Annotated in this window: 18 protein-coding genes and 1 pseudogene; 13 read left to right on the top strand and 6 right to left on the bottom strand. The window is 61.9% G+C overall.

Annotated elements, in window-relative coordinates; all coding sequences use genetic code 11:
• Positions 1–2 precede the first annotated feature (2 nt).
• Genes nosZ through ROSMUC_RS00345 form a run of 6 tightly spaced genes read left to right on the top strand, consistent with a single transcriptional unit; the run spans position 3 to position 6473 of the window.
• The gene (gene nosZ, locus ROSMUC_RS00370; RefSeq protein ID WP_037269721.1) at positions 3–1955 is read left to right on the top strand and encodes a TAT-dependent nitrous-oxide reductase; all 1953 of its coding nucleotides are present in this window, start codon (positions 3–5) and stop codon (positions 1953–1955) included.
• Positions 1956–1958: 3 nt separating this feature from the next.
• Positions 1959–3293 (top strand): nitrous oxide reductase family maturation protein NosD, encoded by a 1335-nt coding sequence (locus ROSMUC_RS00365; RefSeq protein ID WP_037268292.1) that lies wholly within the window; start codon positions 1959–1961, stop codon positions 3291–3293.
• Positions 3262–4155 carry an ABC transporter ATP-binding protein gene (locus tag ROSMUC_RS00360; protein ID WP_037268290.1) on the top strand — a complete coding sequence of 298 codons (894 nt, stop codon included), beginning with the start codon at positions 3262–3264 and terminating at the stop codon, positions 4153–4155. Before ROSMUC_RS00365 ends, ROSMUC_RS00360 begins: the two co-directional genes overlap by 32 nt.
• Positions 4152–4985 (top strand): ABC transporter permease, encoded by an 834-nt coding sequence (locus tag ROSMUC_RS00355; RefSeq protein WP_037268289.1) that lies wholly within the window; start codon positions 4152–4154, stop codon positions 4983–4985. The genes ROSMUC_RS00360 and ROSMUC_RS00355 overlap by 4 nt, the downstream gene beginning before the upstream one ends.
• Positions 4982–5557: a nitrous oxide reductase accessory protein NosL gene (locus tag ROSMUC_RS00350; protein WP_037268286.1), complete on the top strand. Its 576-nt coding sequence runs from the start codon at positions 4982–4984 to the stop codon at positions 5555–5557. The genes ROSMUC_RS00355 and ROSMUC_RS00350 overlap by 4 nt, the downstream gene beginning before the upstream one ends.
• Position 5558: 1 nt before the next feature.
• Positions 5559–6473 carry an FAD:protein FMN transferase gene (locus ROSMUC_RS00345; RefSeq protein ID WP_037268283.1) on the top strand — a complete coding sequence of 305 codons (915 nt, stop codon included), beginning with the start codon at positions 5559–5561 and terminating at the stop codon, positions 6471–6473.
• Between the two features lie 6 nt (positions 6474–6479).
• On the opposite strand, the gene ROSMUC_RS00340 is transcribed toward ROSMUC_RS00345, so the two are convergent.
• Entirely contained in the window at positions 6480–6938 is a 459-nt protein-coding gene (locus ROSMUC_RS00340; RefSeq protein WP_037268281.1) for a GatB/YqeY domain-containing protein, read from the bottom strand.
• 163 nt (positions 6939–7101) lie between these two features.
• Here ROSMUC_RS00340 and carA point away from each other — a divergent pair, with 163 nt between their 5' ends.
• Both carA and ROSMUC_RS00330 read left to right on the top strand, forming a co-directional pair.
• A complete protein-coding gene (gene carA / locus ROSMUC_RS00335) occupies positions 7102–8250 on the top strand; it encodes a glutamine-hydrolyzing carbamoyl-phosphate synthase small subunit (protein ID WP_037268278.1) in 1149 nt (382 codons plus the stop codon).
• Positions 8251–8368: 118 nt separating this feature from the next.
• Entirely contained in the window at positions 8369–10276 is a 1908-nt protein-coding gene (locus tag ROSMUC_RS00330; protein WP_245875077.1) for a glycosyltransferase, read from the top strand.
• On the opposite strand, the gene ROSMUC_RS00325 is transcribed toward ROSMUC_RS00330, so the two are convergent.
• Positions 10217–10861, bottom strand: coding sequence for a GntR family transcriptional regulator (locus ROSMUC_RS00325; protein WP_037268274.1), 645 nt, complete (start codon positions 10859–10861; stop codon positions 10217–10219). The genes ROSMUC_RS00330 and ROSMUC_RS00325 overlap by 60 nt on opposite strands.
• 108 nt (positions 10862–10969) lie before the next feature.
• On the opposite strand from ROSMUC_RS00325, the gene ROSMUC_RS00320 reads away from it, so the two are divergent.
• The 3 genes from ROSMUC_RS00320 to ROSMUC_RS00310 all read left to right on the top strand — a co-directional run bounded on the left by ROSMUC_RS00320 (position 10970) and on the right by ROSMUC_RS00310 (position 13154).
• Positions 10970–11614: a pyrimidine 5'-nucleotidase gene (locus tag ROSMUC_RS00320; protein ID WP_037269719.1), complete on the top strand. Its 645-nt coding sequence runs from the start codon at positions 10970–10972 to the stop codon at positions 11612–11614.
• A gap of 86 nt (positions 11615–11700) precedes the next feature.
• Positions 11701–11919 (top strand): hypothetical protein, encoded by a 219-nt coding sequence (locus ROSMUC_RS00315; RefSeq protein ID WP_037268273.1) that lies wholly within the window; start codon positions 11701–11703, stop codon positions 11917–11919.
• Positions 11920–11951: 32 nt separating this feature from the next.
• On the top strand, positions 11952–13154 hold the full coding sequence (locus tag ROSMUC_RS00310; RefSeq protein ID WP_037268272.1) for a UbiH/UbiF family hydroxylase: 1203 nt from the start codon (positions 11952–11954) through the stop codon (positions 13152–13154).
• 3 nt (positions 13155–13157) lie between these two features.
• Here ROSMUC_RS00310 and ROSMUC_RS00305 read toward each other — a convergent pair whose 3' ends face one another.
• The 3 genes from ROSMUC_RS00305 to ROSMUC_RS00295 form a co-directional block, all read right to left on the bottom strand.
• On the bottom strand, positions 13158–14285 hold the full coding sequence (locus ROSMUC_RS00305) for an aminotransferase class V-fold PLP-dependent enzyme (RefSeq protein ID WP_037268267.1): 1128 nt from the start codon (positions 14283–14285) through the stop codon (positions 13158–13160).
• A 64-nt stretch (positions 14286–14349) separates the two neighbouring features.
• Positions 14350–14808 (bottom strand): Lrp/AsnC family transcriptional regulator, encoded by a 459-nt coding sequence (locus tag ROSMUC_RS00300; RefSeq protein WP_037268264.1) that lies wholly within the window; start codon positions 14806–14808, stop codon positions 14350–14352.
• Positions 14805–15260, bottom strand: coding sequence for an Lrp/AsnC family transcriptional regulator (locus tag ROSMUC_RS00295; protein WP_037268261.1), 456 nt, complete (start codon positions 15258–15260; stop codon positions 14805–14807). Before ROSMUC_RS00295 ends, ROSMUC_RS00300 begins: the two co-directional genes overlap by 4 nt.
• 127 nt (positions 15261–15387) lie before the next feature.
• Here ROSMUC_RS00295 and ilvC point away from each other — a divergent pair, with 127 nt between their 5' ends.
• Positions 15388–16410: a ketol-acid reductoisomerase gene (ilvC, locus tag ROSMUC_RS00290; RefSeq protein ID WP_037269717.1), complete on the top strand. Its 1023-nt coding sequence runs from the start codon at positions 15388–15390 to the stop codon at positions 16408–16410.
• 66 nt (positions 16411–16476) lie between these two features.
• Entirely contained in the window at positions 16477–17394 is a 918-nt protein-coding gene (locus ROSMUC_RS00285; RefSeq protein ID WP_037268253.1) for a DMT family transporter, read from the top strand.
• 133 nt (positions 17395–17527) lie between these two features.
• On the opposite strand, the pseudogene folP reads toward ROSMUC_RS00285, so the two are convergent.
• Positions 17528–18539 (bottom strand): annotated as a pseudogene (gene folP / locus ROSMUC_RS00280) (dihydropteroate synthase).
• Positions 18540–18568: the final 29 nt, after the last annotated feature.

Below are 18568 nucleotides of genomic sequence, written 5' to 3'. Positions count from 1 at the left end.
TCATGTCAACCGATGCCAAGAAATCCGGGATCAGCCGCAGGGGCCTGTTAGGGGCCACCGCTGGTGGCGCTGCGGCCTTTGGGGCAATAGGCGCGTCGCGCATGGCGCTGTTGGGCGGGGCGGCCGGTGTGGCAACCGCCGCAGCAACGGCCCCCACCAAGGCCACTGCCGCCGCAGCCTCATCTCATCTCGCGCCCGGCGAATTGGACGAATATTACGGCTTTTGGTCCTCGGGCCAGACCGGCGAGGTGCGTATCCTCGGCATTCCCTCAATGCGCGAATTCATGCGCATTCCTGTGTTCAACCGGTGTTCCGCGACCGGCTGGGGCCAGACCAATGAATCCCTCAAGGTTCTGACCGAAGGGATGTCTGAGCGCACCAAGAACTACCTCGCCGCCAATGGCAAGAAGGTACACGACAATGGCGACCTGCACCACGTCCACATGTCCTTTACCGAGGGCAAGTATGACGGGCGCTTCCTGTTCATGAACGACAAGGCCAATACCCGCGTCGCCCGCGTGCGCCTTGACGTGATGAAGGCCGACAAGATACTCGAAATCCCCAATGCCAAGGCCATCCACGGTCTGCGTCCGCAAAAATGGCCGCGCACCAACTATGTCTTTGCCAATGGAGAGGATGAGGGCCCGATGGTCAATGACGGTCAAATCCTCGACGATCCGTCGCAATATGTGAACTTCTACACCGCCATCGACGCCGACAAGATGGAAGTCGCGTGGCAGGTGATGGTCTCGGGCAATCTCGACAACACCGATGCCGATTATGACGGCAAGTATGCTTTCTCGACCTGCTACAATTCGGAAATGGGCATCTCGCTGCCGGAAATGACCGAATCTGAACGCGATCATGTCGTGGTCTTCAACCTCGCCGAGATCGAAAAAGGCATCGCTGCGGGTGATTTCATAGAATTGAACGGCGTCAAGGTGATCGACGGGCGCAAAGGCCAGAACAAGGACTATACGCGCTACATCCCCGTGCCAAACAACCCGCATGGCTGCAACATGGCCCCCGACAAGATCCACCTCTGCATCGCGGGCAAGCTTTCGCCCACGGTGTCGGTGATCGACGTGCGCAAGCTTGACGCGGTCTTCTACGAAGGGGCCGACCCGCGCTCTGCCGTGGTGGCCGAGCCGGAACTGGGCCTCGGACCGCTCCATACTGCGTTTGACGGCAAGGGCAACGCCCTGACCACACTCTTTCTCGATAGTCAGGTTGTCATGTGGAACATTGAGGATGCGGTGCGTGCCTATGCGGGCGAAACCGTCGATCCGATCCGCTCCAAGGTGGATGTGCATTACCAGCCCGGCCACAACTCTACCTCGATGGGTGAGACGTTGGAGGCGGATGGCAAGTGGTTCATCTCGATGAACAAATTTTCCAAGGATCGGTTCCTCAACGTCGGCCCGCTCAAGCCCGAGAACGAGCAGCTCTTCTCGCTCGATGGCACAAACCTGACACTCCTTCATGACGGCCCCACCTTTGCTGAACCGCATGACAGCATCATTGTCCACCGTTCCATCGTGAACCCGCGTAACAATTGGGATCGCAACGATCCGATGTGGGCAGATGCCCGCGCGCAGGCCGAAAAGGACGGGGTCAATATCGACGAATGGACCGATACGATCATCCGCGACGGCAACAAGGTGCGCGTTTACATGTCGAGCGTGGCCCCTTCGTTCAGCATCGAGAGCTTCACCGTCAAGGAAGGCGACGAGGTGACGGTGATCGTCACCAACCTCGACGACATCGACGATCTGACACATGGCTTCTGCATGGGCGATCACGGCGTGGCGATGGAACTCGCCCCGCAGGCCACCGCCTCGACCACCTTTGTCGCAGCCAAGCCGGGGGTCTACTGGTATTACTGCCAGTGGTTCTGCCATGCGCTGCATATGGAAATGCGTGGCCGCATGTTCGTCGAACCGAAAGGCGCCTGAGCCATGCTGCGCCTCATCCTTGGCCTGATCCTGTTTCTCACTGTGGCGATCCCGGTCGCCGCCGCCGAGCGGCATGTACCGGCTGAGATCGGGGCGCTTGCCACTGCCATCGCCGGGGCATTGCCCGGCGATGTGCTCACCCTCGCGCCGGGCCTGCACGCAGGCCCGGTGACACTCGACCGCGCCCTCACACTCGACGGGCAAGGGACGGCCACCATCGACGCAGGCAGCACCGGCAGCGTGATCACCATAACCGGCAGTGATATTACCGTGCGCGGCCTCACCCTGATTGGATCGGGCAGCGACCATGACGCCATCGACAGCGGCGTACAGATCACCCGAACTGCTGCACGTGTGCTGGTCGAAGACAACGACATCCTCGGCAATCTCTACGGCGTCGATGTGCATGGGCCCAAGGATGCCACTGTGCGCGGCAACCGAATTGTCGGGCGCACGGATCACCACATGAACAGCCGGGGCAACGGTGTCTATGTCTGGAATGCGCCGGGTACGATCATCGAAGATAACGACATCCGCCTTGGCCGCGACGGCATTTTCGTGAACGCCTCAAACAACGGCATATTCCGCCGCAACCTGATGCGCGACCTGCGGTTTGCGGTGCATTATATGTATGCCAACAACTCAGAAGTGTCGGGCAATATCTCAATCGGCAATACGCTGGGTTTTGCACTGATGTTCTCGGACCGGATCATCGTGCATGACAATCTCAGCCTCGCGGACCGCAGCCATGGGCTCATGCTCAACTACGCCAACAACGCCGATATTCGCGGCAATCTCGTGCGTGGCGGGGCAGAGAAATGCACGTTTATCTACAACGCCCACCGCAACCTGATCTATGACAACCGGTTCGAGGGCTGCGAGATCGGCATCCATTTCACAGCTGGATCGGAACGCAACGCCATCACCGGCAACGCCTTTGTCGGCAACCGCACCCAAGTGAAGTACGTCGGCACCAAGGATGTGGAATGGAGTCATGACGGGCGCGGCAACTACTGGTCGGACCATCCCGCCTTTGATCTGGATGGCGACGGCATTGCCGATGCCGGCTTTCGCCCCAATGACCTGATGGACCACATCCTGTGGTCGCAACCCGCCGCCAGCCTCTTGATGGGCGCGCCTGCCGTGCAACTGATCCGCTGGAGCCAGAAACATTTCCCCGCCTCCCTGCCCGGCGGCGTGCTGGATAGCGCGCCCCTGATGCGGCCCGTCACCGTGACGGTGCCCGATGACATCGCCGCGATGGAAGCGAAAGCAATAACAGACGCGCGCAACAGAAAGAATGACGATGACACGTTTAACCCTCTCGCAAGTCACTAAGCGCTACGACGGCGTGACCGCGCTCGACGCCGTGGGCTTTACCGTCGCCCCTGGTGAACGGGTGGCGCTCTTGGGCCACAATGGCGCGGGCAAATCCACGCTCATGAAGATCATCCTCGGCCTCATCCCCGCCACATCGGGACAGATCAAGGTATTGGACGCCGCACCAGGCAGTCAGGCCGCCCGCGAGGGCACCGCCTATCTGCCCGAAAACGTGGCCTTTCATCCCGCGTTGACCGGGCTGGAACAAATCCGCCTCTACCTGCGCCTGCGCGGTTGCGATCCGGCGCAGGCGATGGGCCTGTTGGAGCGTGTGGGATTGGGCCACGCCGCCCGCCGCCGCATAGGCACCTATTCCAAGGGCATGCGCCAGCGGGTCGGCCTTGCACAAGCGTTGATCGGACAGCCGCGCCTTCTGATTCTGGACGAGCCCACAAGCGGCCTTGATCCCGTGTCGCGGCGCGAGTTCTATGCTATCCTTGACGGTCTGGCCGCCGAGGGCGCCGCAATCCTGCTCTCGTCCCATGCCCTGACCGAGGTCGAGGCCCGCACCGACCGGATCGTGATCCTGTCTCAAGGGCGCCTCATGGCCAATGACACGCTCCATGCCCTGCGCCGTCAGGCCGCCTTGCCGATCCGCCTGCAAATCTCGGCGCATCCCGGCGCGGCGGATCAGGTGGCCGCACAACTCGCAGGCGGGCGGCGCAACGGTGTCATGGTCGATCTGACCTGCTCGCACCACGAAAAGCTGACCCGCCTTGGCCATATCGCTGCCCTCAAGGGATTGATCGAGGATGTCGAGATCATCCCCCCCAGCCTCGAAGACCTCTACAGCCATTTCAGCCGGAGAGATGATCAATGACCGCCCTCATCCGCCCCGTTTTCGCCCTTGGGGCCACCGAATTCCGCGTCGCGCTGCGCAATCGTTGGGTGACGATCACCGTTGCGCTGATGGCGCTCTTTGCCCTTGTCCTTTCGGCCGCAGGCAGCGCGCCCACCGGCGAGGTCGGCGTGGATGCGCTCTCGGTCACAGTGGCCAGCCTGACGTCCCTTGGCGTCTATCTGGTGCCGCTGATGGCGCTATTGATGTCTTTTGACGCCGTGGCGGGCGAGGTCGAGCGCGGCACGCTCTCGCTCACGCTGACCTACCCGGTGTCGCGCTCTGGCATTCTGATGGGAAAATTCGCGGCGCATCTGACGGTGCTGACGATCGCGGTCGGCGCAGGCTATGGGCTGGCCGCCATTGCCGCCCTTGCGACAGATCCCGAGGCGCTGACGGGTCTGCCCGCGCTCGTGCGCCTCTTCTGGTCCTCGATACTGTTGGGTGCAGTGTTTCTGGCACTCGGTTATACGCTCTCGGCCATCGCCCGGCGTCCGGGGGCGGCAGCGGGGCTTGCAATCGGCGTCTGGCTGGCATTTGTCGTGCTTTATGATCTGGGTCTCTTGGCAGCGGTGGTGGCGGATGGCGGCGGCGTCTTTACCACCCATGCTCTGCCGTGGCTCCTCTTGGCCAATCCCGCCGACGCCTTCCGCCTCTACAACCTTGCGGCCTCCGAGGCGACAGCAGCGGCCTCTGGCCTTGGCGGCGCGGCGCAGACCATTCCGGCAGCCCATGCGTTGATCTCGGTCCTGCTCTGGCCGGTTGGCGCCTTTGGTCTGGCGGTTGCCGCGCTGCGGAGGGTCACGCCATGAAATGGCTTCCGCTTCTCCTCTTGGCCATCACCCTTGCGGCCTGCAAGGAAGATGTGGCGACACGCCCCGAACCCGTGCCGCTGACGGCCGAGGCCGTCGGCCACTACTGTCAGATGGACCTCTTGGAGCATCCCGGCCCCAAGGCGCAGGTGCATCTTGAGGGCTTGGATCATCCGCTCTTCTTCAGTCAGGTGCGCGACGCCATCGCCTATCAGCGCATGCCCGAACAGAGCCACGCCATCACCGCTATTTATGTCAACGACATGGCCGCTCCCGCCGCCAGTTGGGAGCATCCCGGTGCCGAGAACTGGATTGACGCAACGGCGGCGCATTATGTCATCGGCTCGGATGCAACGGGCGGCATGGACGCGCCCGAACTGGTGCCGTTTCTTGACGCCAAGGATGCCTCAGACTTTGCAGATATGCGGGGCGGGCAGGTCCTGCGACTGGCAGAGGTTGCAGATGCCGAGGTGCTCTCGGCTGTGCCTATCGCGCCTGACAGCACCGACCGCGCCGAAGAGGACGATTTCGAGGCACGCCTGAACCAACTGTCCCGTGAAAGGCAGAACTGATATGACCCTCTCTCGCCGCCGTTTCCTGAGCATCTCCGCCGCAACGCTCGCCTTTGCCCACAGGGCGCAGGCCACGCCGCTCTACCGCTGGCAGGGCAATGCCCTTGGCGCACGCGCCACGATCACGCTCTGCCACCCCGAGGCGGCGCGGATCAGCGAGAGCGCCCGCGCCGAAATCGAACGGCTGGAACAGATTTTCAGTCTCTATCGCGCGACCTCTGCGCTCAGCCAACTCAACGCCGCCGGTCATCTCGACGCGCCGCCTTTTGAGTTGCTGGATTGCCTGTCTCAGGCCGCTGCCGCGCACCGCGCAACAGGGGGGCTGTTTGACCCAAGCGTGCAACCGCTCTGGGATCTCTACGCCCGCAGTTACAGCGCAGGCAATGCCCCCGCAGAGGCCGAAATTGCCGCCGCCCGCGCCCATGGAGCATGGGACGATCTACGCTATGACGCCGAAGCCATCACATTACGCCCCGGCATGGCGCTCACGCTCAATGGCATTGCGCAGGGCTATATCGCGGACCGTATCGCGCATCTCTTGCAGACCGAGGGATTGAACGACATTCTAATCGATACCGGCGAATTATGCGCCCTTGGCGGCAATCCGCAGGGGGGCGACTGGTCCGTGACGCTCGACGCGCCTGACCGCCCGCAAATCGGCCTGCGCGATCGCGCTCTGGCTTCCTCCGCCCCACGCGGCACTGTGTTTGACACAGAGGGCACAGCGGGTCACATCCTTGATCCTCGCACCGGCGCCCCCGCAACTGCACGCTGGCAACTCATCAGCGTCACCGCCAAAAGCGCCGCCATCGCTGATGCACTCAGCACGGCCATGTGCTTGATGTCCGCAGAGGAAATGAAAACGGCTGAGTCCGCTCTCTCTGGCGTCAAGGTGGTGCACAGCGCCCCCGCTTGAGACGACTTAACCCAGTCGCGCCTTGACCTGCGGCCCGACCGCGCCAAAATCCATCTGGCCTGCGTGACGCTCTTTGAGCTTGCCCATGATCTTGCCCATGTCGCGGATCGTGCTTGCGCCCACATCGGCGATCGCCTTGTCGATGGCGGCTGCAATTTCATCGTCTGCCAATTGACGCGGTAGGAATTCCTCGATCACCGCGATTTCCGCGCGCTCACGCTCTGCCAGATCAAGCCGGCCACCCTCTTCGTAGGCGCGCACGCTTTCGTTGCGCTGCTTGGTCATCTTGGCAAGAATAGCCATGATTTCCGCGTCCCCGACCGGGGTTGCCCCGTCCGCGCTGCGGCCGGCAATCTCCTGATCCTTGATCGCCGCGTTGATGAGACGCAAGGTCGCCAACCGGCCCGCCGCCTTGTCGCGCATCGCCTGTTTCAGGGCCTGATCGACCCGTGCACGCAGTTCCATTCCGTGTCATCCCCATGATCGTCACAAGAGAGAGAGCCTAACGCCAAGCGCCCCGCGATGGCAACCGCCGAGCAAGCCGCCCGCTGCCGCGATCAGACCCTTGACCCGACCCCGCCCCCCCCGTAGGTATGCGCAAATTTGCCCGAGCCGGAGACTCGCCCCCATGGCCCAAGCGTCCACCCCCCGCCCGACTGCCTGTCTTGCCCTTGCCGATGGCTCGCTGTTTTATGGCTACGGGTTCGGTGCAGTGGGTGTGACCACAGCGGAACTCTGCTTCAACACTGCGATGACCGGCTATCAAGAGATCATGACCGATCCCAGCTATGCCGGACAGATCGTGACCTTTACCTTTCCGCATATCGGCAACACAGGCGTAAATCCCGAGGATGACGAGACGGCCGAGCCGGTGGCCGCAGGCATGGTCGTGAAATGGGATCCGACCGAACCGAGCAACTGGCGCGCGCAGGAACATCTGATCAATTGGCTGGCGCGGCGGGGCCGTATCGCGATTGGCGGCATCGATACCCGTCGTCTGACACGTGCCATCCGTCAACAAGGTGCGCCGCATGTGGCCCTCGCCCATGATCCCGAAGGCAAATTCGATGTCGAGGCTCTGGTGGCGCGTGCGCGCAGCTTTGCCGGACTCGAAGGCATGGATCTCGCGAAGGATGTGACCTGCGCGCAGTCTTATCGGTGGGATGAAATGCGGTGGGCTTGGCCCGAGGGGTATGTCCGCCAGACCGATGCGCGGCACAAGGTGGTCGCAGTCGACTATGGGGCAAAGCGTAACATTTTGCGCTGCCTCGCAAGTGCCGGGTGCGATGTCACAGTGCTGCCCGCTTCCGCCACCGCAGAGGATGTGCTGGCCCATTCCCCCAATGGCGTATTCCTGTCCAACGGCCCCGGCGATCCGGCGGCAACGGGCAAATATGCAGTGCCGATGATCCGAGGCGTGCTGGAGGCAGGGCTGCCCCTCTTTGGCATCTGTCTTGGGCATCAGATGCTGGCACTCGCGCTTGGCGCTCAGACTATCAAGATGAACCACGGCCATCACGGCGCCAATCACCCGGTCAAGGACCTCGAAACCGGCAAAGTCGAGATCACTTCGATGAATCACGGCTTTGCCGTGGATAGCCAGACCCTGCCCGCCGGTGTGGTCGAAACCCATGTCTCTTTGTTTGATGGCTCGAATTGTGGTATCCGGATCAAGGATCGTCCGGTCTTTTCGGTGCAACACCACCCCGAAGCCAGCCCCGGCCCGCAAGATAGTTTCTACCTCTTCGAGCGGTTTGCGGCATCGATGGTCAAATAACTGCGAAAATCCCACACCTGTTAACCTGTCGTTAAAACATCGTTAACCAAGCGCGCGCTAGCCTTTCCTCAGCCGCAAGGGGAAGGGTCGCGACATGGGGATCTCCGAACTGCGCCATATGAGATCGCGCGATTTGGGCGCACAGGTGCCCATGAATCCACTGGGCCGCGAATTGGTGCGCGCCGGGACAATCAGCCGGTCGGATGCGACGCTGGCTGAAATGGTGCGGCTACATTGCGACACCTCGCTCGACCGCATTCTCCAGGCCGAAGGGCTGGCCACGGAAGACGACCTTCTTGCAGCGCACGCCCGCCGCCTCTCAAGCACGCGGCTGAGCGCCGAGGATGTGATGCGCGCAGAGCTGGTTGAGACCGGTCTTGATCCGCGATTTCTTTTGAAACATGGCATGCTGCCGATCCAGTCCGCTGCTGGTGTTCCCGTTCTTGCCACTGGCGGACCAGACAGTCTTGCCGCGCTGCGCCCTGCCCTGCCTCGCAAGCTGGACGGCGCGCGCGTCGTGATGGCCCCGCGCCACGCGATACAGGACCGCATCGCGCAAGAGCATCGCGACATTCTGCGCCAAATGGCCGAGGCGCGAGTGCCTGAAATTGAGAGTTGCCGCACCTGGGGTGTCCATCAGCACCGCCGTCTGCGATTGACGCTCGTGGGCCTTGCGGTGATCATAGCGCTGAGCCTTGCCTTTCCGATCACGGTTTTTGCCCTCTTTGCGGTCTGGGCATGCTTTACGCTCATTGTCTCAGCCGGGTTGAAAATCGCGGCCTTTCTGGCGCAGACTTCTGCCCGCTCTGACACGCCCCGTGGCCCCACCCCGCCACAACCCCTGCCCAAGGTATCGGTTCTCGTGCCGCTCTTTCGCGAAACCGAAATTGCCCATGCGCTGATTGCCCGTCTCAGCCGCCTCACATATCCAAAATGCCTGCTTGATGTGATCCTTGTGCTGGAAGAAGAGGATGCGCTGACCCGTCAGACACTGGCAGGTATCGACCTGCCGCCATGGGTTCGGCCCGTGATCGTGCCAGATGGCAAACCGCGCACAAAACCCCGCGCGATGAATTACGCGCTCGATTTCTGTCAAGGCGATATCATCGGCATTTTCGATGCAGAGGATGCGCCCGAGGCCGATCAGATCACCATCGTCGCGCGACGGTTTCAACAGGTGCCGCGCGACGTAGCCTGCCTTCAAGGGATACTTGATTATTACAATCCCACGCAAAATTGGCTCGCCCGATGTTTCACCATCGAATACGCCACTTGGTTCCGCTCCCTGATGCCCGGAATGGCCCGGCTTGGGCTGGCCATTCCGCTTGGCGGCACCACGCTCTATTTCCGCCGCGACGCGCTCGAGGAGTTGGGCGGGTGGGATGCGCACAATGTGACCGAGGATGCCGACCTTGGCTTTCGTCTGGCAAGGCATGGCTATCGCACCGAAATGATACAAACCGTGACCGAGGAAGAGGCCAATTGCCGGGCCTGGCCTTGGATCAAACAACGCTCTCGCTGGCTCAAGGGCTATATGACCACCTATCTCGTGCATATGCGCCGACCAAGATTGCTATATCAGCAGCTTGGGCCGCGCAAGTTCTGGGGATTTCAGGCACATTTCGTCTCGGCACTCTCGCAATTCCTGCTGGCGCCAGTCTTGTGGTCCTTTTGGCTGGTGCTCTTTGGCTTGCCTCACCCGCTTGACGGAACAGTTCCGCATGCGTTGCTGATGGCGTTGGGCAGTCTTTTTCTGCTGGTCGAGGTTCTGAATGTCTGCCTTCATATGGCCTCGGTCTCGGGGCCCCGACACCGGCATCTTATGGCTTGGGCCCCGACGATGCATTTCTACACACCGCTCGGGGCGATTGCTGCCTACAAGGCGCTTTATGAGCTGATCCTCAGGCCGTTCTTCTGGGACAAGACCACGCATGGCCTCTCCGTCACGGCCCGAGGGAGCCGCATCTCAAACGGTGGATTTGACCTCTCCGGAATCAAGCTTGAGCCGGGTCACAAAGGCCTTTGAGATGTGATCGCGCAGCGCCTTCGCGGCCCCAGCACTATCATGCGCCTCAATTCCAGCCACAATCGCATCATGTTCGCGCAGCGCATCCTCATCCCGACCAACCGCCGCGAGAGAGGTGGTCGCCAAAAGGGCCATCGAGCGATGCACAAGGTCCAGCTGCTGCACCAAAAAGCGGTTGTGCGACGCCAGATGTATCTGTTTGTGAAACCGCCGATTTGCGCGTGCCAGCTCCACCGGCTTACCCAAGAGCGCACGATCATCCTCGACCATATCGCGCAACACGCGCACCTCTTCGGGCGTGGCGTGGCGCGCGGCCAGCTCTGCGGCCAGCCCCTCCAACTCGGCACGCACCACATAAAGCTCGGCCAATTGGTTGTAATCCAACGAGGACACGATCAGGCTGCGCCCGTCCCGCGTGAGCATGGATTGCGTCTCGAGCCGCTGTAACGCCTCGCGTATGGGTGTGCGCGACACGCCAAAGCGTTCGGCCAGATCGCTCTCGACCAGACGGTCTCCGGGTTTGAAGATGCCGACGTCAATTGCCTCAAGGATCAGCGAATAGGCATCTGTGGGGGGCGGTTTCATCGGTACGTCCGTTTGTTCTGTGCATTGGCTGGGAACCTTACGCGCTTTGGCCGCGGGATCAAGCCTTGGGCGATTGCGCGCAATGTCGCGCCCGCTTATATCAGCGCTATGTCCAAACCTGATTTCACCCATATCCGCACCTGGGTCTTTGACCTCGACAATACGCTCTATCCGCCCTCTGCCCGCCTCTTCGATCAGATCGAGGCGCGGATGACCCGGTTTGTGATGGATATGCTGCGTGTGACCCACGCCGAGGCGGACCGTCTGCGCCATCACTACTGGCGCGAGCATGGCACCACGCTGGCGGGGTTGATGCGGGTGCATGATCTAGATCCCGGCCCCTATCTGGCGGCGGTGCATGACATCTCGCTCGATCAACTGGAGCCTGATGCCGCGCTGAACACCGCCATCCGCGCCCTGCCAGGGCGCAAGATCGTCTATACCAACGGCTCTGCCCCCTATGCCGAGCGGGTGATCGCTGCGCGCGGCCTGGCAGGCGCGTTCGACGCGGTGTACGGCGTGGAACATGCGGGCTACCGGCCTAAACCCGAACCCGAGGCATTTCAGGCCATCCTGACACAGGACCAAAGCGCGCCCGCCACAGCGGCCATGTTCGAGGATGAGCCACGCAATCTGGCGGCTCCGCATGCCATGGGGATGCGCACCGTGCATGTGGCTCCGGAGCGGGTCGAGGCAGACCACATTCACCACCACACCAATGATCTGGGCGGTTTTCTTGCACGTCTGGTCTGAGAGCTGCGGCGTTCCGTCCCTTTGAAGGCGGGTGGCGGGACATATTTATGCAGGGCTAGATTCATAATTACTCGACGAGGCCCGACATGACCGCGACCACAGCCCCCGCCAACGCCCGACACGCCGCCACCAAGAGCCATGACCCCGACGCGGCTGCCGTTGGCCCGATCCTGCTCAGCGTGGCGGTTTTTCTGGCCGGGTGGGCAACAAGCATTGTGCTCTGGGGGATTCCGGGGCTTTATATTCCCGCACTGGCCCTTGTGCCGGTGATCTGGGTGATGCTGATCCTGATTTCACGGGGCTGAGCGGGCGCTCTACCCTTTCGGAGGCTCTGAGAATGGCGCAGACGGACTATGACATCGTGGTGTCAGGCGGCGGTGTCGCCGGTCTGACGGCAGCAGCGGTTTTCGGCAGCGCAGGATTTTCCGTGCTCTGCGTCGACCCTGCCCCGCCCGTGACCGCGCGCGATGCGGACGGGTCGGACCTGCGCACCACGGCATTCTTGCAGCCCGCGCAGGCTCTCTTGGATCGGGCGGGTCTCTGGGCGCGGCTGGCATCGCATGCCTCCGACCTGCAAGTGATGCGGATCGTCGATGCGGGTGGCGAGATACCAGAACCGCGCGTCGTGCGCGAGTTCAACGCCAGCGATATTTCCGACCGTCCCTTTGGTTGGAACCTGCCCAACTGGCTCTTGCGGCGCGAAATGGTGGCACATCTGGACAGCCTGCCCTCCGTCACGTTCAAGCCCGGCACCGGAACGACCACCCTCTTTACCCGCGAAGCGGAGGCGCGCGTGGGGCTTAGTGACGGCACCCGCGTGAGATGCCGGTTGGTGATTGCCGCCGACGGGCGCAACTCTCCGATCCGTGCAGCCGCGGGAATTGACGTAAAAACAACACGTTATGGACAAAAGGCCCTTGCCTTTGCCGTCACCCATCCGATCCCGCATGACAACGTCTCGACCGAGATTCACCGCTCTGGCGGGCCCTTTACGCTTGTGCCGTTGCCCGATCACGACGGGCGGCCGTCTTCGGCCATCGTCTGGATGGAAGAAGGGCCAGAAGTTGCGCGTTTGGCCGCCCTGCCGGTACCTGAATTCGAGGCCGCGATGAATACGCGGTCCTGTCATCTCTTCGGTCCTCTGACGCTTGCGTCGCGCCGCACCGTCTGGCCGATCATCAGCCAGGTGGCCGAGCGGATGAGTTCTAAGCGCGTGGCGCTTGTGGCCGAGGCTGCGCATGTGGTGCCGCCGATTGGCGCACAGGGGCTCAACATGAGCCTTGGGGATATGCGGGTATTGCTGGAACTAGCCGAGGCGACACCAGACCGTTTGGGCGACCGCCAGATGCTCGACACCTACCATCGCCGCAGGCATTTCGAGGTGCAGGCGCGCGTGACGGGGATCGACCTGCTCAACCGCGCCTCGATGCTGAGCGCGCAGCCCCTGAGGGATGCGCGGGCACAGGCGCTAAGCGCAATCTATTCTCTGGCCCCGGTGCGCAAGACCCTGATGCAAATCGGCCTTGGCGCGCGGGGGTAAGGCTCAGAGCACCTTATCAAGCACCGTTTCCAACCGCTTGAGTGCGGCAGGCACATCATAGAGCTTGTCCAGACCAAATAGCCCGAGGCGGAAGGTGCGAAAGCCCTCGGGCTCGCCCACCTGCAGCGGCACGCCTGCGGCAATCTGCATGCCCTCCGCCATGAACTTCTTGCCGTTCTGGATGTCGGGATCGCTGGTATAGCTTACCACGACACCGGGCGCGCCAAAGCCGTCGGCGGCCACGGACGTGACACCGCGCGCGGCCAGCATGGCCCGCACACCATTGCCCAATTCCCACTGTGCATCGCGCAGCCGTTCGAACCCGTAATCGCGGGTTTCGATCATCGTGTCGCGGAACCCGCGCAGCGCGTCGGTGGGCATGGTCGCATGATAGGCATGGCCGCCATTTTCATAGGCCTGCATGATCGCACGCCATTTCTTGAGATCGAGCGCGAAACTGTCCGATGTTGTCTCTTCCAGCCGCGCCATGGCACGCGCCGAGAGCATCACCAAACCGGCAGAAGGAGAGGCCGACCAGCCCTTTTGCGGCGCGGAAATCAGCACATCAACACCTGTCGCGCGCATATCGACCCAGGCACAGCCTGAAGCGATGCAATCAAGCACCATCAGCGCGCCCACCTCATGCGCGGCATCGGCCAATGCGGTGATATAGTCATCCGGCAGGATCAGCCCCGCCGAGGTTTCCACATGCGGGGCAAAAACCACATCGGGCCTGGCTTCGTGAATTTTCGCCACAACCTCTTCAATGGGCGCCGGGGCAAAGGGCGTGGTCGCACCATTGCCGGTCTGTCGCGCCATGCAGACGGTCGTATCAGCGGTGAACTGACCCGCGTCGAAAATCTGGGTCCAGCGGAAAGAGAACCAACCATTGCGCACGATCAGCGCATGCGCACCGCGCCCGAATTGCCGCGCCACGGATTCCATCGCGTAAGAGCCGCCACCGGGGACGAGGGCCACCGCATCAGCGGCATAGACATCCTTGAGTATGGATGAAATATCACACATAACCTCTTGAAAAGAGGCAGACATATGGTTGAGCGAGCGATCGGTGAAGACCACCGAATATTCCAGCAGGCCATCTGGATCTACATGGTCGAGCAGGGCAGTCATGGGATGTCTCCTCTATCTTGCGGGCAAGATGGCGCGGGACGGCTCATAAGTCCAGTGCGTCACGTCAGCCGATTGGACCGGGACGGCGTTCTTCGCTCAAGAGCACGTTGGCCTCGACATCGCCAACCCCCGGCAAGGTCATGATCCGGCGGCGCAAAACCCGTTCAAAATCGGAAATGTCGCGGGCCACGACGCGCAGGCGATAATCATAGAGGCCAAGGATATGTTCCACCGTCTGCACCTCGGGGATGGCTGATACCGCGCGTTCGAAATCCTCTAGGCTGACACGGCCCTTCGTGGCGAGCTTGACACCAAGAAAAACCATGACCCCGAAGCCCAGTTTTTCATGATCCAATTCAAGACGTTGCCCCTTGATCACCCCGGTCTCGCGCAGGCGTTGCAGACGGCGCCATGTGGCAGGCTGCGACAGGCCAAGCGCGCGGCCTATCGCACTTGCCGATTGGGTGGCATCGCGCACCAGTTCGCGCAGGATCAGCCGGTCGGTGGTATCCAGTTCGATCATAGTGGCAGCACCTCGTCGGATTTGATCCGTGCCACATGCATCAGCGCCTCGATGTCGGCGATATGCGGCAGGGTCAGGATGGCGCTACGATAAAGCTGTTGATAATGCGCCATGTCGCGGGCAATGACCGAGAGGCGCAGGTCAACACGGCCCAGAAATGTCTGAATTTCAATAACTTCCGGCACGTTTCTTGCGGCTTCGATGAATTCGTCAAAGGCGCGGGGCTGTGTCTTGTCCAGCGTGATGCGCAAGGACACCTCGACCTCATAGCCAAGCGCGCGCCAGTCGATCACGGCACGGTTGGCGCGGATCACGCCGTCTTGCTGCATCCGCTCCAAACGGCGGGCACAGGTGGCAGGGGTCACACCCGCCCTCTCTGCCAAATCGGCGGCGCCGAGCGTGGGGGCATGTTGATAGTGGCGCAGGATGCGACGGTCCGTGTCGTCGAGCATGATTTTTACCAATATTTCCGATATGGCGAATGATTACTCTGAAAATCCCCTGAAATAAACCGAAATCACCGGTCCCTCTCGCCCACACATGCCTATGATGCCCCCATCAACCGAAGAGGAGAACGCCATGCGCGTCTATTACGATCGTGACTGCGACATCAACCTGATCAAGGATAAGAAAGTCGCCATTCTGGGCTATGGCAGCCAGGGCCATGCCCACGCCCTTAACCTGCGGGATTCAGGGGCAAAAAACCTTGTCGTGGCGCTGCGCGAGGGTTCGAAATCGGCCAAGAAGGCAGAGGCAGAAGGCCTCAAGGTCATGGGCATCGCCGAAGCGGCGGCCTGGTGCGACCTGATGATGTTCACCATGCCGGACGAACTGCAGGGCGAAACCTATCGCAAATATGTGCATGACAACATCCGCCCCGGTGCGGCGATTGCCTTTGCCCATGGTCTCAACATTCATTTCGGCCTGATCGAGCCGAAAGAGGGCGTGGACGTCATCATGATGGCGCCCAAGGGCCCCGGCCACACCGTGCGCGGTGAATACGTCAAGGGCGGCGGCGTGCCCTGCCTCGTGGCGGTCAACAACGACGCGTCCGGCAAGGCCCTGGAAATCGGCCTCAGCTACTGCTCGGCCATTGGCGGCGGTCGCTCGGGGATCATCGAGACCAACTTCCGCGAAGAGTGCGAAACCGACCTCTTTGGCGAACAGGCAGTGCTGTGCGGTGGCCTCGTCGAACTGATCCGCATGGGCTTTGAGACGCTGGTCGAGGCGGGCTATGCCCCTGAAATGGCTTACTTTGAGTGCTTGCACGAGGTGAAGCTGATCGTCGATCTGATCTATGAAGGCGGCATCGCCAACATGAACTATTCGATCTCGAACACGGCCGAATATGGCGAATACGTCAGCGGTCCGCGGGTCCTGCCCTATGAGCAGACGAAGAAAGAGATGAAGGCCATTCTGCGCGACATCCAGACCGGCAAATTCGTGCGTGACTTCATGCAGGAGAATGCCGTGGGTCAGCCGTTCTTCAAGGGCACGCGCCGGATGAACGACGCGCATCAGATCGAAGAAGTGGGTCAGAAGCTTCGCGCCATGATGCCGTGGATCTCTGCAGGCAAGCTGGTGGATCAAGAGAAGAACTGAACCCATTGAAATATAATGGGAAAGGGCATCCCTTTGGGGTGCCCTTTTTTGTCTGAGGGCCAAACCATGCAAGAGATTTCCACACTCAACTGGCTGAGGATCGGTGCTTTGGGCGTGATCTGGGGGGCATCCTTCATGTTCGTCTCGGTCGCCCTGACCGGGGTGGGGCCGTTCTTTCTGGCCGCTGTGAGGATTGTCTTGGGGGCGGGGTTTCTGCTGTGTCTGTTGCGGGTGAAGGGGCGGAGACTGCCGCCTTTGGGCGGAGTTGAGGGGCGTAAAATCTGGCAATTCGCCTTGGTTATGGCGTTGTTTTCAAATTTTTTTCCCTTCATCTTATTGTCTTGGGCGCAGCAATCCGTGGCCTCGGGATTTGCCGGGGTCTGCATGGCAGCGGTGCCACTCTTGATCCTGCCCTTGGCGCATTTTCTGGTGCCGGGAGAGCGGATGCATCTCAGGCGGCTGGTGGGGTTTGTTCTGGGCACGACGGGCGTTGTGGTGCTGATCGGGCCGGGTGCCTTCACATCGACCGGCAAGGACCTGGAATCCTTGGCAAGATTGGCCTGTCTCGGGGCAGCGGGGGGCTATGCGATTGGCTCGATTGCCACGAGATTGTCGCCGGAGGTGGACCGTTTGGCCCTGTCTGCGCTGGTTCTGACATTGGCCGCCGGGATGATCCTGCCCTTGGCGCTGCTGGTTGAGGGATGGCCTAGTGCATTGAATACAAAAAGCTTATTGGCGCTGCTTTATCTTGGCATCCTGCCGACCGGGGTGGCGCAAGTCCTGCTGGTGCAGGTCAACCGCGAGGCGGGCCCGAGTTTTTTCAGCCTTGTCAATTACATGGTGCCGGTCTGGTCGGTGATCCTTGGCGCGCTCGTGCTCAGCGAGGCTTTGCCGCCGAGTTTGCTGGCGGCGATGACGCTGATTCTGGTGGGTGTCGGCATGAGCCAATGGGGGGCCTTGCGCCGGGTGTTTGGCGCAAGGTGATGTTTACAGAACTTACGAAATACCCCCGGATTCTGTAAGGTCCCTACCCTATCGCGCGGCCCGGTCAGGATTTGGCAAGCAATCGGCCTCAATCTGTGGACAAGTCACGATCCCGGACGAGGTTTCGACAAGCCTAGGATCGCGGCGCGGCAAGGGTTGCACGCCAGAGGTCGAGCGCGGCGCGGGTTTCTGCCACGTCATGCACGCGCAGGATCTGCACCCCCTGCGCCGCGCCGCCCAAGGCCACGGCGAGCGAGCCGGGGGATACGGTCGGCGGCAACGGGCGTGCGGCTGATTTCGCCGATAAAGCGCTTGCGCGAGGCACCAAGGAGGATGGGACAGCCGAGGCTGTGAAAGAGCGAGAGGTTTTGCAGAAGGGTAAGGTTGTGCGCGACCGTCTTGCCAAAGCCGATGCCGGGATCGGTCACGATGCGCGCGCGGGGAATACCAAGCGCGACAAGCGCCTCGATCCGTGCGGCGAGCCAGTCGTAGACATCGAGCAGGACGTGGTCGTAACGCGGGTCTTGCTGCATGGTCTCGGGCGTGCCCTGCGCGTGCATCACGCAGACCGGCAGGGCATGGGTGGCGGCATAGGGGGCAAGCGCGGGGTCATAGGTAAAGCCCGCCACATCGTTGATGAGATTGGCCCCTGCCGCATGGGCGGCCTGAGCCACGGGGGTCTTGCGGGTGTCGATGGAAATGGGTGTGGTGATGCCGGCGCGCAGGGCCGCGATGACCGGAGCGGTGCGGGCGATTTCATCCTCGATCGGCACAGGCGCGGCACCGGGGCGGGTGGATTCGCCGCCCACGTCCAGAATTGCGGCCCCGTCGGCGGCCATCTGACGGGCATGGGCAAGGGCCACCTCGGGATCAAAATGCTGCCCGCCGTCGGAAAAGCTGTCCGGGGTCACGTTGAGGATGCCCATGATCTGCGGCGCGGCCATATCGAGCCCCGCAACCGGCGCGCGAGGCGTGGTGAGGCGATGCAGCGCCTCGGTCGGCAGGTCAGCGGCGGGCATGAGATAGGAGGGCGCAGAGCGATCCAGCACCTCGACCGTATCGAACCAGCACAAGCCGCCCGCGAGGGTCAGCGCACCGGCAGGGCGTGCGGGGTCGGTGCGGGGGATGGGGCGATAATAGGGCATGGGCGGCCTCGATACGGCATGGGATCAGG

It is taken from the genome of Roseovarius mucosus DSM 17069 (assembly GCF_000768555.3).
GTDB classification, from domain to species: domain Bacteria; phylum Pseudomonadota; class Alphaproteobacteria; order Rhodobacterales; family Rhodobacteraceae; genus Roseovarius; species Roseovarius mucosus.
Note: the sequence above shows the minus strand (reverse complement) of the source record. Positions and strands in the feature narration are given on the sequence as shown.